The following is a 14,074-nucleotide window of genomic DNA, read 5'->3' as shown; positions in this document are numbered from 1 at the left end:
TGCAGCAGTTTTAAAAATTAGTCTTTTGTGATTATCCAAGGAAATAACATGAAATTTGTAAAATCGAGCTTATGCTTAGCACTATTAAGTGGTTTATCTTTTAATGCACTTGCTGATGTAGACATTTACGGTAAAGCGAATGTAACAGTGCAATCATCTGATGACGGCGAAGGGTCTTTTACTGAGATAAAAAGTAATGCATCTCGTCTTGGTGTTAAAGGTTCTGAAAAAATAAATGATAGTTTAGAAGCGGTATATAAGTTTGAGTTTCAAGTTGATGTGTCTGATGCTGATTCAAAAGGCGATAACGACGACAATATTTCTGCGCGTAACCAATACGTTGGTTTAAAAGGTGCGTTTGGCCAAGTGGTTATTGGTCGTAACGATACTGCGCTTAAACAATCTCAAGGTAAGTTAGACTTGTTTAACGACCTTGAAGGCGATATTAAAAATGTATTTAAAGGTGAAAACCGCTTAGGAAATACAGTTAGTTATTCATCAAACTCATACGAAGGTTTTAAAGTACTTGCTACTTTTGTAGCTGAAGATGATGTAGACGCTGATAACGGTTACTCAATGGCGGTTACTTACGGTGACGTGGCACTTAAAAAGAGCGCAGTATATGCCTCTATCGCAGCCGATAGTGAAGTAAATGGCTACGATGTAGTACGCGCGTCAATCCAAGGTAAAGTTGAAAACTTTAAGTTAGGTGCAATGTACCAAACACAAGAAAAAGTTGACGGCAGCGCAGAAGCGGATGGTTACCTACTAAATGCAGCTTACAGCATGGGTAACAACACATTTAAAGTGCAATACCAAGACATGGACTTTGACGACAGCGACGATAAGTCAGCAATATCAGTTGGTCTTGATCACAAATTAAATAAAAACATTAAAGTATTTGGCTTTTACTCAAGCTTCGATATGGACAACAACGTTGACCAAGACTACGTAGGCTTAGGTATGGAATACAAGTTTTAACTATTCGCTAAATTAGTTAAAACACTCCCTTTTTAACCGCGCTCTTTTGAGTGCGGTTTTTTTTGCTTTAAATTATTTACTTAGCCGCCCATAATAGAGCTTCATTTGGAATGAGGTGCGAGTCCTCGACTGTTCCCGCAACTGTAATTAGCGCAAAGCTTTAAGTCAGATACAAATGGTATAATATCAATTTTATTAAAAACATGATCTTTCTAGCGAATTAAATAACTTACTAACTTCGTTAAAAATTATTCATATAGAACAACTATATGTCATAATTTCCGCCTTGTTATTAAGCTATTTATTTGTCGCTATAATAAATCACTAATTTAATGCAATTGGTATGAATTCTTTTAACGAGCGGGTTTACTCATTTTTTCTTGTAGTGCATTAGTATTTTTATCGCATTTTTAGTGAGTTTAACCTAGGGTCTGTTGAACTTTGCGGATTAAAATTTGTTCAAACTAGGGGCTATTTAATCGCGGCGCGAGGTTTGTAACCTAGTGGGCTAAGTAAAAACCGAGCAACAAAGAGTAAATAGCCCCTAGGAAGAACCCTTTGGGCAGCGCCTGTTTGGCATTAATGCTACGTTATCGCCCATTTATGGGGAATAACCACACTACATAGGCTCTGCCTTGCCTAAATACCAAACAGACTGTTGCAAATTTAACCTTGAAAGATCAACAGACCCTATCTAGGACTGACTATTGCACACTCAAACGCCATTAAATATACCATTACTAAACGTTAAAAACGTATCGTGGGGTATTGGCAATAAAACGATCCTCAAAAAAATAAACCTTAAAATAACCACAGGTAAATTTGTTGGTTTAATTGGACCTAATGGCGCAGGTAAATCGAGTTTATTGCGTTGTTTATATCGTTTTAATAAACCAAGTGATGGCGTTGTAGAGTTTAACAACACCGATATTTGGCAGCTAAAAAGCGATGAGTACGCAAAAAAAGTAGCGGTTGTTTTGCAAGAAACCCCGTCGCAATTTAACTTAAGTGTATTTGACGTTATTGCGCTTGGGCTAACGCCTCATAAATCGCTATTTAGCTCAATAACTAACATTGATAAACAAAAAATCACCCAAGCTATCAACACTGTAGGGTTGGCAGATCATAGCGGTCAAAGCTTTGAGTCACTTTCCGGTGGTGAAAAGCAACGTGCCTTGATAGCCCGCGCCATAGTCCAGCAACCTCAGTTGTTAATAATGGACGAACCAACTAGCCATTTAGATGTTAAATACCAAATACAGGTAATGGAGCTTGCTAAATCGTTGGGTGTAACGGTGTTTGCATCGTTTCATGATTTAAACTTAGCTTCTGCAATGTGCGATGAACTAGTGGTTATTAAAAATGGTGAAATTACACATACAGGCACGCCAAGTGAGGTATTAACCGAAAACATGCTAGGCGACGTTTTTGGTGTCTGCGCCCAAGTAAATAATCACCCGCAAATATCGAAGTCGGGAAATAGCATCCCTCATATCACTTACTTTTATGGTTACGAATAATATGAGCGCAGTTAATAATCGCCACTCACTTGCGCTATTCATCAGTGCTGCAGCTGCTTTATTTAGCTTATTTGCAGCACTTAGTTTTGGTGCAGCAGATACCTCACTTCAAGACGTACTTAATAGTTTTTTGCTCTCAAATGATGCGTCTTTTAATACGCGTATTATTTTTGAACTAAGAATGCCACGCACATTACTCGCCTTTTTAGCAGGCTCTGGCTTAGCAATTGCAGGGCTTATTTTACAAACGGTAACGCGCAACCCTTTAGCCGATCCTTACTTGTTTGGTATATCGTCGGGTGCCTCATTTGGGGTGGTGTTACTTATGGCATTAGCAGGTATTAGCGCAGGTTTTATGTTGTCGGCAGCAGCACTGCTGGGCAGCTTACTCGCCATGAGTTTATTAATACTTATTGCAGGTAGGCAGCAAAGTGCACAGGTAGAATCAATGTTATTAGCTGGTGTTGCTCTGTCGTTTTTATTTAGTGCATTTACCAGCTTGTTGCTTTATTGGAGCGACCCTCAGGCAGTAGCTGCTATTTTATTTTGGACACTGGGCAGCTTTGCACGTGCGCAGTGGGCAACGCTTTGGTTGCCTTTGTTGGTAATTACATTATGTACATTTGTAATGCTGAGCTTTAGAAGGCAGCTCAATGCTATGTTGCTGGGCGATGAAAGCGCAATTACTTTAGGTGTGAGGGTCCAGCGCTTTAGAATACTCATGCTGGTTTTGAGCTCATTAATTACCGCTGTGCTGGTGGCTATGTGTGGTGGTATTGGGTTTGTAGGATTAATGGTGCCGCATATTGTGCGCTTTTTTATCTCGCAAGGCACCATCGCGGGATTGCTAGTAACCAGCTTGGTGGGCGGTACATTTATGGTGTGGGTTGATGTACTTTCGCGCTCCTTGCTAAAAAACCAAGAGTTACCTGTAGGTGTTATAACCGCTGCTATTGGTAGCGTGTTCTTTTTAAGTTTATTGTTTTTTAGAAAGCGAAAGGTGTAATTCCATGAAAACCTTAATGGTGCAAGGCACTACATCAGATGCAGGTAAAAGTACCCTAGTTGCAGCCCTTTGCAGAGTATTTGCTAAGCGAGGGGTAAAGGTTGCGCCTTTTAAACCACAAAATATGGCACTTAATAGCGCAGTAACAAAAGATGGCGGCGAAATTGGTCGTGCGCAAGCTTTGCAAGCAATAGCAGCTAAAGTAGAGCCCGAAATAGACTTTAATCCTATATTACTTAAACCTAATAGCGATACGGGCGCACAAGTGATTATTCACGGAAGAGCCATTAGCAATATGGAAGCGGGCAAATATCACGACTATAAAAAAGTGGCGATGGATGCAGTAATAACCTCACATAACCGTTTAGCTAAACGTTTTGATTTACTCCTTGTTGAAGGGGCTGGGAGCCCTGCTGAAATAAATCTGCGTGAAAACGATATTGCCAATATGGGGTACGCCGAAGAGGTCGATTGCCCAGTAATTATAATTGCTGATATTGATAAAGGCGGCGTATTTGCACACTTGGTAGGTACGCTTGCTTTGCTAAGCGAGTCAGAACAGGCGCGCGTAAAAGGCTTTGTTATAAATCGCTTTAGAGGCGATATAGGTTTGCTGCAAGGCGGGCTAGATTGGCTTGAAGAATACACAAACAAACCCGTGCTTGGCGTATTACCTTATTTGCACGACCTTGCGCTTGATGCCGAGGACGCCGTCGCAATTGATAATAACGTAACCAACGCCACAATTAATATTGCAGTGCTACTTGTTCCCCATATTAGTAACCACACCGATTTTGATGCACTGCGTTTGCATCCAAACATTAATATAAATTATGTGCGCCATACGGAAACGATCCCAGACGTTGATCTGATAATTCTTCCAGGCAGTAAAAATGTACTGGGCGATTTAAATTTTTTGAAAAATGAAGGATGGGACACTCAAATTAAACGCCACTTACGCTATGGTGGTAAAGTACTTGGTATTTGTGGCGGCATGCAAATGCTAGGCAATACAATCAATGATCCAGATGGTATTGAGTCATCATTAAAACAAGTAAATGGACTTGCCCTGTGCGATTTTGAAACCACGCTAACAACACAAAAAGTATTAACTAAAATAACCGCTACACTGCTTTTAAATAACCAACAAACACCCTGTAGTGGTTACGAAATACATGCAGGGATTAGCCAAGGTGCAGCGCTTAATAAGCCATTTTTAACCTTTGATGAAAGCCACCCACATGGTTTTATGTTCGATGGCTTTATTAGCTATGATAACGCCATTGCGGGCACTTATTTACATGGCTTGTTTGATGAAGCCGATGCTACATCGCAAATTCTAAAATGGGTAAAACCAAGCGCCTCAATTAACCCAATTAGTATTGCCACTCATCGCGAGCAGCAGTTAGAACGATTAGCAACCATGTGCGAAACGCATTTAAACATACAGCAAATTATCTCGATTTATGAAGGGCACAATAATGACTGAACAAAACAACGATAAGCATAAGCAGCGCCAACAAAAAGTAAAAGAACAAGTGGATGCACGTGTTGCCGCCGCACAAGATGTAAAAGGTATTTTTCAGGTAATCACCGGTAACGGTAAAGGTAAATCAACCTCGGGCTTTGGCGTTGTAGCACGTTGCGTAGGGCATGGTAAAAAAGCAGCTGTTTGCCAATATATTAAAGGTACGTGGGAATGTGGCGAGCGTAATCTATTACAAGGTGCAGGCGTTGAGTTTGTTGTAATGAACACCGGTTTTACCTGGGATACGCAAAATAAAGAAGCCGATACTGCAGCCGCCCAAGCAACATGGCAAGAGTCAAAACGCATGCTTGCAGATAGCAGTATTGATTTAGTATTACTCGATGAGCTTACGTATATGGTGACCTACGGCTACGTTGATTTAGATGAAGTGGTAACAGCGCTTAATAACCGCCCACCAATGCAGTCAGTTATTATTACAGGGCGTGCAGCGCATCGTACCTTAACAGACCTTGCCGACACAGTAAGCGAAGTGCGTAATGTAAAACACGCATTCGACTCAGGCATAAAAGCGCTCGAAGGGTTTGATTACTAATGTTTAAAGCGTTTTTTATTGGGCTACTGCTTTTTAGTGTATCGGGCAGTGCACTTGCAGAGCAGGTTAATGATTCTAAAAAACTGCGAATAATCGCGCTTGCACCACATATAGTCGAAAACCTATTTGCCATAGGGGCGGGCGATAATATTGTGGGCACTGTTGATTACGCCGACTACCCAAGTGAAGCCCAAAGTATTGAGCGCATAGGGGGTTATTACGGTATCTCGCTTGAGAAAGTATTAGCGCTTAAACCTGATTTAGTAATTGCGTGGAAAAGCGGAAATCAAAGCGAAGATTTAGCCCAAATAGAGCGCCTAGGTATAAAAGTGTATTTGAGTAATCCCACCACAATCGCTGGTGTAGCCGACGAGTTACTTACTTTTGGTGAATTTACAGGGAAGATTGAGCAAAGCCAGCAAGCGGCAAATGCATTTACACAAAAACTAAACGCGATTATTAAAAGCCAGCAAGATAAAAAAGATATTACCGGATTTTATCAGTTATGGGCTGAGCCCATGATGACAGTAAGTAAAAATACGTGGATAAGCCAACTGATTGAAACATGCCATGTAAGCAATGTATTTGCACAGAGCGTTACAGATTACCCGCAAATTAGTATCGAAAATGTCATTGTTACTAAGCCACAAGTTATTATTATCCCTGATGAAAAATCAAAAACACCACAGCCGATTGTTAATTGGCAAAAGTGGCCAGAAGTGCCCGCTGTTAAAAATGATCAATTTATTAGCGTAAATGCCGATTTATTACATCGTTTTACTCCGCGCATGCTAGATGGGCTCGCGGATATGTGTGATAAAATAGACGCATCACGTAAACAGATTAAGAGTACACAATGAGCAATTGGGCTACATTTTTAGAAAGTGAATTACAGCAACCTTACATGCAGCAAACGTTAGAGTATGTGGCTAATCGCCGCAATGAAGGTGTTGCTGTTTATCCGTCTGAAGCTCAAGTATTTAGTGCTTTTGATGCCACCGCACTAAATGACATCCGCGTTGTAATTTTAGGACAAGACCCATACCACGGAGAAGGGCAAGCGCATGGCTTGTGTTTTTCGGTATTGCCTGATGTAAAAAAGTTGCCACCGTCGCTTAAAAATATGTACAAAGAGTTAGCTGTCGATATCAGCGGATTTATTATTCCTGAGCATGGTTACCTGCAAAGCTGGGCAGATCAGGGCGTGTTTTTACTCAATACAGTATTGACCGTTGAGCAAGGGCAAGCGCATTCTCACAAGCATTTAGGGTGGGAGCAATTTACCGATAATGTAATTGCCCATATTAATAAGCACTGCGAAGGTGTGGTATTTATTTTATGGGGGGCACATGCACAAAAAAAAGGTAAAGGCATAGATAGCGCTCGCCATCATGTTTTAAAAGGGCCGCACCCATCGCCGCTTTCGGCGCATAGAGGCTTTTTTGGTTGTAAGCATTTCTCACAAACGAATAAGTTATTGCAAGCCCAAAAAGATAAGCCAATTAACTGGCAAATCTAATTTATTCCAAAGAACTCAAACTGTTTAAACCATTAAAAAAGGCTTCCAGATTCTGGAAGCCTTTTTGTTTAGTTGGGGCGTATTGAATTAAAAATCGAGCTCATCAATTGCAATACTGTCTGTAAAGTAGTCTAGTTCTTGTAGTTCTTTACGTAGGCGCTGTTTGTCTTTTATTGCTTCTATTTCACGCCATTTTCTTTTTTTATTTTTCTGAGAGGTTTTTCTTGTTGTATCTGGTCCTTCTAATATCTCTAATATATCGTTTAGGCTATCCATGAACTTCTCCTATTGATTTTATTGACCTCAAGAATACCTATACCACAGGCCTAGTTAAAATAGAATAAAAAAGTGACAGTTATGTTACATAAGTGTGATTGATTGATGAAGGTTTATACGAAGATTATATGAAGGTTAAATAGAGAAGTAGCCTATTTTAGGCATAAAAAACGCCGCTATTGCGACGTTTTCTAAAACACGATTATAGCAAATTACATTGCTTTAAAACGCGCTTCTAGCTGTTCTTGTGCATCAGCAAAAGAGCGAATACCTTCAGCTAGTTTTTCAGTAGCCATAGCATCTTGGTTATGTAACCAACGGAACTGCGCTTCTGTAAGTGGCTCTGGTTTTGGCTCTTTAGGAATATCTGTTTCTAGCAAGTATTCCTGTGCGCCTTCAAGGTTACCTAAATCTTCTAAAAGATTAGGGCTAATGGTTAGCTTGTCACAACCAGTAAGAGCAATAATTTCGCCTGTATTACGGAAACTTGCACCCATCACAACTGTTTTGTAGTCATGACGTTTGTAAAATTCAAAAATGCTGCGTACAGACTGAACACCTGGATCTTGTAGCGGATCGGTTGGTTTTTCCATACCGTTAGCAACGTGCCAATCTAAAATACGCCCTACAAATGGCGAAATTAGAAATACGTTTGCATCGGCACATGCGCGAGCTTGGGCATCGCTAAATAATAAAGTAAGGTTACATTTAGTACCTTCTTTTTCTAGTTGCTCAGCGGCTTTAATACCTTCCCACGTAGACGCTACTTTGATTAAAATTTTGTCTTTGCTTACACCTTCTTTTTCGTAAAGGCTAAGTAGAGTATGTGCTTTATCAATAGTCGCTTGCGTATTAAACGAAAGGCGTGCATCTACTTCAGTAGAAATATAACCAGGTACAATCTCACTAATTTCTTTACCAAGTAACACAGCAAAGTAATCACATGCTAGTTCAAGTTGTTTAGCTGGCTCTTGCTCGGTTTCTTTTGCATAGCTCCAAGCTTTATCTAGGTAAGGCTTATATGCTTCAATCTCGCTCGCTTTTAATAAAAGCGACGGGTTTGTAGTTGCATCTTCTGGTTGATGCTTTTTAATAGCTTCAATATCACCAGTGTCGGCTACGATAGATGAATGTTGTTTTAGCCTTTGTAGAGCTGAAGTCATTTGCTTTCCTCATTCCAAGCAAGTTAAAAGAAAAATCTAATCACTCTTAATATATACAATCCATACTGCAACAGTGTGACAATGCTTGATAGGTCTTATGTCCTTATCAATAGAAAAACGGCAATGCATGGGTTATTAAGAGAGGATTTATTTAAACAAAACGTGCTTTTCGTTTCATTTAATGTTGAAATTGACACTAAATAAATTACAAGTCAATAGCTAACTATGATCACTGTTATTTCACCTGCAAAAAATCTTGATTACGAAACGCCACCCGCAACAGACAAGTTCACTCAGCCTGAATTACTAGAGCACAGCGAAGAGCTCATGAAAGTATGCCGTGAACTAACACCAGCGCAAATTGGCAGTTTAATGAAAATTAGCGACAAGCTATCTGGGCTTAACGCAGCACGCTTTAGTGAGTGGGCACAGCCGTTTACACAAAGTAATGCTAAACAAGCAGTGCTTGCCTTTAATGGCGATGTATACGGCGGTTTAGATGCAAGTACGCTTAAAGCTAGCGAGCTTGATTACGCACAAAACCACTTACGTATCCTTTCTGGCTTATACGGCTTATTAAAACCACTTGATTTAATGCAAGCCTATCGCCTTGAAATGGGCACCAAGCTTGAAAACTCGCGTGGCAAAAACTTATACGAGTTTTGGGGCAGCGTAATAGCGAACAAACTAAACGACGTATTAAAAGCACAAGACGCACAATACTTAGTTAACCTTGCTTCAAACGAATATTTTAAAGCGGTAGATAAAAAAGCATTAAATGCACAAATTATTACCCCACACTTTAAAGACTGTAAAAACGGTCAATACAAGGTAATTAGCTTTTACGCTAAAAAAGCACGCGGCATGATGGCGCGCTACATTATCGAAAATAAAGTAACGCAATTAAGCCAACTTAAAGAGTTTACGGTAGCAGGTTATTACTTTAGCCCTGAGGTAACAGTTAAAGAGCTTGAGCCGGTATTTATGCGCGACGAACAAAATTAGGTCATAAGCTTAAATAAACAATTGAAAAGCCATGCATTGCATGGCTTTTTTGATACTGGCGTTATATTTGCAACTATATCTAATATTAATGAGATTATTAATTAAATAGGTGCAAACAAAATGATCAGTATTCCGTCAGTTGGCGAAGCCGAAAAGCTAATAGAGGAAAAGCTCGGAGGGTGGTTTGATGTTGTAATAAGCCATATCCCTAATTTTATAGTGGCAATTGTAATTGCCATAGTATTTTCAATATTGGCACGCTTTGCTGGCAAGCTGATGAAAAACGTGTTGCGCCGCTCTCTCGACTCAACACAAATTGCCGATTTAATGGCGTCAATATTTAAAGTTATTGTGTTGTGCATAGGTTTATTTATAGCGCTCGATTTTGTTGGCTTAAAAGGCACCGTTACTTCGCTACTTGCTGGTGCGGGTATTGTGGGTTTAGCCATTGGTTTTGCGTTTCAAGACATGACCGAAAACCTAATTGCAGGTATAGCAATGGGTGTACGTAAGCCATTTAAAACAGGTGATGTAATAGAAACCGATGATGTGTTTGGTTCGGTGCATTCTATAAACCTACGTAACACGCTAATAGAGAGCTTTTACGGGCAACTAATACTTGTACCAAACAAAGTCTTATTTAGAAATGTGCTAAAAAATTACACCACGCTAGGTATAAGACGTATAGAAGTACCCGTAGGTATTTCGTATGGCGACGACATAGAAAAAGCAAAAGACGTTATAGTCGATAAAATTAACGAATTTGACTTTGTAATACGTAAAGACGAAACCGCTGTATACGCTGAAGGTTTTGGCGACAGCAGCATTAACTTACTGGTGTGGTTTTGGATTAAATACCCAGGCGAGCCTGACTTTATGACGGTACGCCACAAAGGTGTTGTTGCCGTTAAGCAAGCACTAGATGAAGCTGATATTAGTATTCCTTTCCCAATTCGTACTTTAGATTTTGGCATTAAAGGCGGTGAAAAACTCGATGCCATGATAAGCGATAAAATAAGCCAGCAGTCATCCAATAAAGACAGTAGCGACGGTGCTGACTCTAGCCAAAGTGAGTAATTTAGGGTCTGTTGATCTTTCAAGGTTAAATTTGCAGCAGTCTGTTTGGTATTTAGGCAAGGCAGAGCCTATGTAGTGTGGTTATTCCCCATAAATGGGCGATAACGTAGCATTAATGCCAAACAGGCGCTGCCCAAAGGGTTCTTTCTAGGGGCTATTTACTCTTTGTTGCTCGGTTTTTACTTAGCCCACTAGGTTACAAACCTCGCGCCGCGATTAAATAGCCCCTAGTTTGAACAAATTTTAATCCGCAAAGATCAACAGACCCTAGTTAAAACTCATTAGGCAAAAGCATTGGGAAATAGTTACTTACCAACAGCGCAATTTTACAGAGTAAAATTGCGCTTTTTTTTATAAACGGATTATTAGCTAAAAGTTTAAATACCTAGTTTTGTGTTTATTGAATATCAATTCTGATTAGTTGCGTTTGGCCATTGGAGTATTAACAAGTAAAAGTAGTGTTTACCCAACGATTTTTTTACTGCCTTGCTGCACACTCTGAAATAACGCTCTCATCTATTTCAATAACTAAATAAATCATCCTTTTTAAGCCCGTCAGGTCGGCTAAAGAATCTGTGTAAGCTTTTTCAGTATCAATTGGGTTAACTTAAGGGTTAAAAGAGCAAAGACAAACACGCTAGCGTCAATTCTAAATCTATCTTCTTAAGTATAAGTGTGAGCTATCGTTTTAGGGGGAGGAATAATCGTATTGCTTAGGCTTTATTTTATCTTTTTCACAGCTGCAAAACTTGCCTTAAACTGAATATAAAAAAGCGCAGCTTGTGTTGGAGTAACAAGGCGCGCTTATGAATTAGTTATACAAATAGGTTTTTGTGGTGCGAATTAAATAACGCTAATTTTGTTACGAATGATTTTAACCCCATCTATATTTTCTAGAAATTTTTGAGCTAGTGCGCGCTGAAAACCAGTTTGTGCTTCACCGTATAAATCTACTTCACCATTTTTTACCTGCACACGAATATCACTTAACGCCAGGTTAGGGTTAGTTCGTAGGGTGTTGGTGATAGTTTGCTGTAGGTTAGGTTGAGTGGCTACACTGCTTACTACGGCCATGTTGGTTGCTGCACTTACTTTTGTAGCGCAAGCTAATAAAAATAAACAACAAAATGATACTAAAGCGATAGTTAACTTGAAGCGGTTCATAACTTAATCCTTACATTACGGTGAATAGTGCAGCCACAAAATGGAAATTCCATCGGCTAGGTTATCTTTGTAGTTACAATTTCGGTGCCAATATTAACGCTATGAAATATAAGGTAATTTTATTAAGTGGGAATTAAGGTGGGCAAAAATTACATTTAAATGAGTATGAGTTACATGCTTGGGTTACATATGTAACAGGTACAAACACTAGAGCCTGTAAGGCTTGCATTAAAAAAGCCGACAAAAGTCGGCTTAGAATAAAAATATGTTAGGTTACTTTTTCTTTTTAACCTTAGCCTTTTTCTTGGCTTTCATTTTTACTGGATCTTTACGCTTTTTAGCCGGTGGCTTAGCTTCTTTATGCTGTGGCTCAACACCTTTAATTACACGGCGTTTTAGTTTTTGTTCAACGTAGCGCTCTACTTTATACAAAATACCAATGTCGTGTGCTTCAACTAATGATATTGCAATCCCTTTTTTACCAGCACGGCCAGTACGACCAATACGGTGTACGTATACGTCGGCAGTGCGCGGCATATCAAAGTTAATAACGTGGCTAATGTCAGATACGTCAATACCACGTGCAGCTACATCGGTCGCAATTAAGATACGTGTTTTGCCACTGTGAAAGTTTTCCATGGCTTTCATACGTTTGTCTTGTGGCATTTCGCCGCGTAACCAAGCTGCTTTAACGCCGTTATTGGTTAGCTCGCCAATCAGTGTTTCTAAACGCTCACGGGTTTTAACAAACACAATTGCTTTAGTCACGTCTGGACCATTTAAGGTATTTACTAAAAGCTCTAGTTTATGATGATAGTCATCGGCTAAATGTACCCACTGGTGAATTTTAGCTTTTTCTTTACGTGACGATTCAGCTTCAAGCAGTGCAGGGTCATTTAATGTTTTTTCAGCAAACCTTTCTACGCTGTCACCTTCGAGTGTTGCTGAGAATAAAAAACATTGGCGACGATTTTTAGCTTCGTCACAAATACGGCTCATTTCTTTTTTGAAACCCATGTCTAACATGCGATCTGCTTCATCGATAATAAGCATTTCTACGTGTTCAGCATGAAAGTTTTCGGTTTCTAGGTATTCCATTAATCGACCTGGTGTGGCGATTAAAATATCGTTATTTTTTTCAAAAATTTCTTTATGCGTACCGTAGTTAATACCGCCTGTTACTACACCAATTTTTAGGTGTGTGCGTTTAGCTAGCAGTTCACATTGTTCATGAATTTGATAAGCCAACTCACGAGTCGGGGTCATAACGAGGACGCGCGCAAAACCAGGATCACGACGTGGGAAATCCAGTAAGTACTGAATAGCCGGAATTAAAAATGCCGCTGTTTTACCTGTACCAGTAGGCGCAGATGCTAAAATATCGCGCCCCTGTAGTGCTTCAGGAATAGCTTGTTGTTGAATGCTGGTTGGCGTCTCGTAGCCCATTTTATTAATGGCATCGAGTAGCTTGTTATCAAGATCAAATTCAGAAAATTGCATAGAGTGTCTAAAATAAGGGACAATTAACCTGATTATACGCGCTATGCTGCGCTTGGTGAATGAAAAGGTGAAAAAATGTCTGGTTTTGTATTTAAACAATTTAAAGTTGAACACGACCACTGTGCAATGAAAGTTTCTACCGATGGCATTTTGCTTGGCGCATGGGCTAATTTAAGCGGTGCAAAGTCATTACTTGATATAGGCACAGGCACCGGCTTACTAGCATTAATGTGTAAGCAGCGCAGTAATGAGCTTGATATAACTGCGGTAGAAATTGACGAAAGCGCCTATACCCAAGCATTACAAAATGTAGCTAATAGTCCGTGGCCAACAATAAGTATTAAGCACCAAACTATTCAAAGCTTTAGTAGTGAAGTTAAATTTGATGTTGTTATCTCTAATCCACCGTATTTTAATCACAGTTTAAAAGGCGATAATGCTGCGCGTAATACCGCACGCCATACCGACGGCTTAAGTTTTGAAGAGTTAATTAATGCCTTTAAACGCTTAAGCCATAGCCGCTCTCGCTTTAGCTTAATACTCCCAAGCGTTGAAGGTGCATTATTTATTGAGCTTGCTACTCAAAATGGGCTTTATTTAAATGCTCACTGCCAAGTAAAAGCCACGCCTAATAAAGATATTAGCCGCAGTTTAATGGCATTTAGCTACGTAAAAAGCGATTTAGAATCATCAACCCTGTGTATTAGAAACTTAGATAATACCTACACCGCTGATTATATAGCCTTGTGCAAAGCATTTTATTTGAAAATGTAAATTGCCAA

The 14,074-nt window shown here is 39.7% G+C and carries 14 protein-coding genes and 1 riboswitch; of the genes, 10 read left to right on the top strand and 4 right to left on the bottom strand.

The features are described 5' to 3' along the window. The first annotated feature begins 48 nt into the window (after positions 1-48). From FFU37_RS12800 to ung, 7 genes are all read left to right on the top strand, one after another. Complete coding sequence (locus tag FFU37_RS12800; protein ID WP_002961381.1) at positions 49-981, top strand: porin; 933 nt, start codon at positions 49-51, stop codon at positions 979-981. Positions 982-1,024: 43 nt separating this feature from the next. Continuing rightward, positions 1,025-1,176: riboswitch (cobalamin riboswitch) on the top strand. 512 nt (positions 1,177-1,688) lie between these two features. Then, on the top strand, positions 1,689-2,501 hold the full coding sequence (locus tag FFU37_RS12795; protein WP_138489647.1) for an ABC transporter ATP-binding protein: 813 nt from the start codon (positions 1,689-1,691) through the stop codon (positions 2,499-2,501). A 1-nt stretch (position 2,502) separates the two neighbouring features. After that, a complete protein-coding gene (locus FFU37_RS12790) occupies positions 2,503-3,507 on the top strand; it encodes a FecCD family ABC transporter permease (RefSeq protein ID WP_138489646.1) in 1,005 nt (334 codons plus the stop codon). A 4-nt stretch (positions 3,508-3,511) separates the two neighbouring features. Next, complete coding sequence (locus FFU37_RS12785) at positions 3,512-4,996, top strand: cobyric acid synthase (RefSeq protein ID WP_138489645.1); 1,485 nt, start codon at positions 3,512-3,514, stop codon at positions 4,994-4,996. After that, on the top strand, positions 4,989-5,588 hold the full coding sequence (gene cobO, locus FFU37_RS12780) for a cob(I)yrinic acid a,c-diamide adenosyltransferase (RefSeq protein WP_007376484.1): 600 nt from the start codon (positions 4,989-4,991) through the stop codon (positions 5,586-5,588). Before FFU37_RS12785 ends, cobO begins: the two co-directional genes overlap by 8 nt. Beyond that, a complete protein-coding gene (locus FFU37_RS12775) occupies positions 5,588-6,448 on the top strand; it encodes a cobalamin-binding protein (RefSeq protein WP_138489644.1) in 861 nt (286 codons plus the stop codon). Before cobO ends, FFU37_RS12775 begins: the two co-directional genes overlap by 1 nt. Next, positions 6,445-7,107: a uracil-DNA glycosylase gene (gene ung / locus FFU37_RS12770; RefSeq protein WP_138489643.1), complete on the top strand. Its 663-nt coding sequence runs from the start codon at positions 6,445-6,447 to the stop codon at positions 7,105-7,107. Before FFU37_RS12775 ends, ung begins: the two co-directional genes overlap by 4 nt. A gap of 87 nt (positions 7,108-7,194) precedes the next feature. On the opposite strand, the gene FFU37_RS12765 is transcribed toward ung, so the two are convergent. Both FFU37_RS12765 and tal read right to left on the bottom strand, forming a co-directional pair. Next, on the bottom strand, positions 7,195-7,383 hold the full coding sequence (locus tag FFU37_RS12765) for a DUF3545 family protein (RefSeq protein ID WP_002961395.1): 189 nt from the start codon (positions 7,381-7,383) through the stop codon (positions 7,195-7,197). 212 nt (positions 7,384-7,595) lie between these two features. Continuing rightward, positions 7,596-8,546, bottom strand: coding sequence for a transaldolase (gene tal / locus FFU37_RS12760; RefSeq protein WP_002961397.1), 951 nt, complete (start codon positions 8,544-8,546; stop codon positions 7,596-7,598). Between the two features lie 225 nt (positions 8,547-8,771). On the opposite strand from tal, the gene yaaA reads away from it, so the two are divergent. Continuing rightward, on the top strand, positions 8,772-9,551 hold the full coding sequence (gene yaaA, locus FFU37_RS12755) for a peroxide stress protein YaaA (protein WP_138489642.1): 780 nt from the start codon (positions 8,772-8,774) through the stop codon (positions 9,549-9,551). Between the two features lie 120 nt (positions 9,552-9,671). Beyond that, entirely contained in the window at positions 9,672-10,628 is a 957-nt protein-coding gene (locus FFU37_RS12750; RefSeq protein WP_024596180.1) for a mechanosensitive ion channel family protein, read from the top strand. 843 nt (positions 10,629-11,471) lie between these two features. Here the strand turns inward: FFU37_RS12750 and FFU37_RS12745 are convergent. Continuing rightward, positions 11,472-11,792, bottom strand: coding sequence for a BON domain-containing protein (locus FFU37_RS12745; protein ID WP_002961403.1), 321 nt, complete (start codon positions 11,790-11,792; stop codon positions 11,472-11,474). Between the two features lie 273 nt (positions 11,793-12,065). Next, positions 12,066-13,292, bottom strand: coding sequence for an ATP-dependent RNA helicase SrmB (srmB, locus tag FFU37_RS12740; RefSeq protein WP_002961405.1), 1,227 nt, complete (start codon positions 13,290-13,292; stop codon positions 12,066-12,068). A 75-nt stretch (positions 13,293-13,367) separates the two neighbouring features. On the opposite strand from srmB, the gene FFU37_RS12735 reads away from it, so the two are divergent. Continuing rightward, positions 13,368-14,066 (top strand): tRNA1(Val) (adenine(37)-N6)-methyltransferase, encoded by a 699-nt coding sequence (locus tag FFU37_RS12735; RefSeq protein WP_138489641.1) that lies wholly within the window; start codon positions 13,368-13,370, stop codon positions 14,064-14,066. Positions 14,067-14,074: the final 8 nt, after the last annotated feature.

It is taken from the genome of Pseudoalteromonas distincta (assembly GCF_005877035.1).
Lineage (GTDB): Bacteria > Pseudomonadota > Gammaproteobacteria > Enterobacterales > Alteromonadaceae > Pseudoalteromonas > Pseudoalteromonas distincta.
This window is presented reverse-complemented; position numbering and strand designations above follow the sequence as displayed.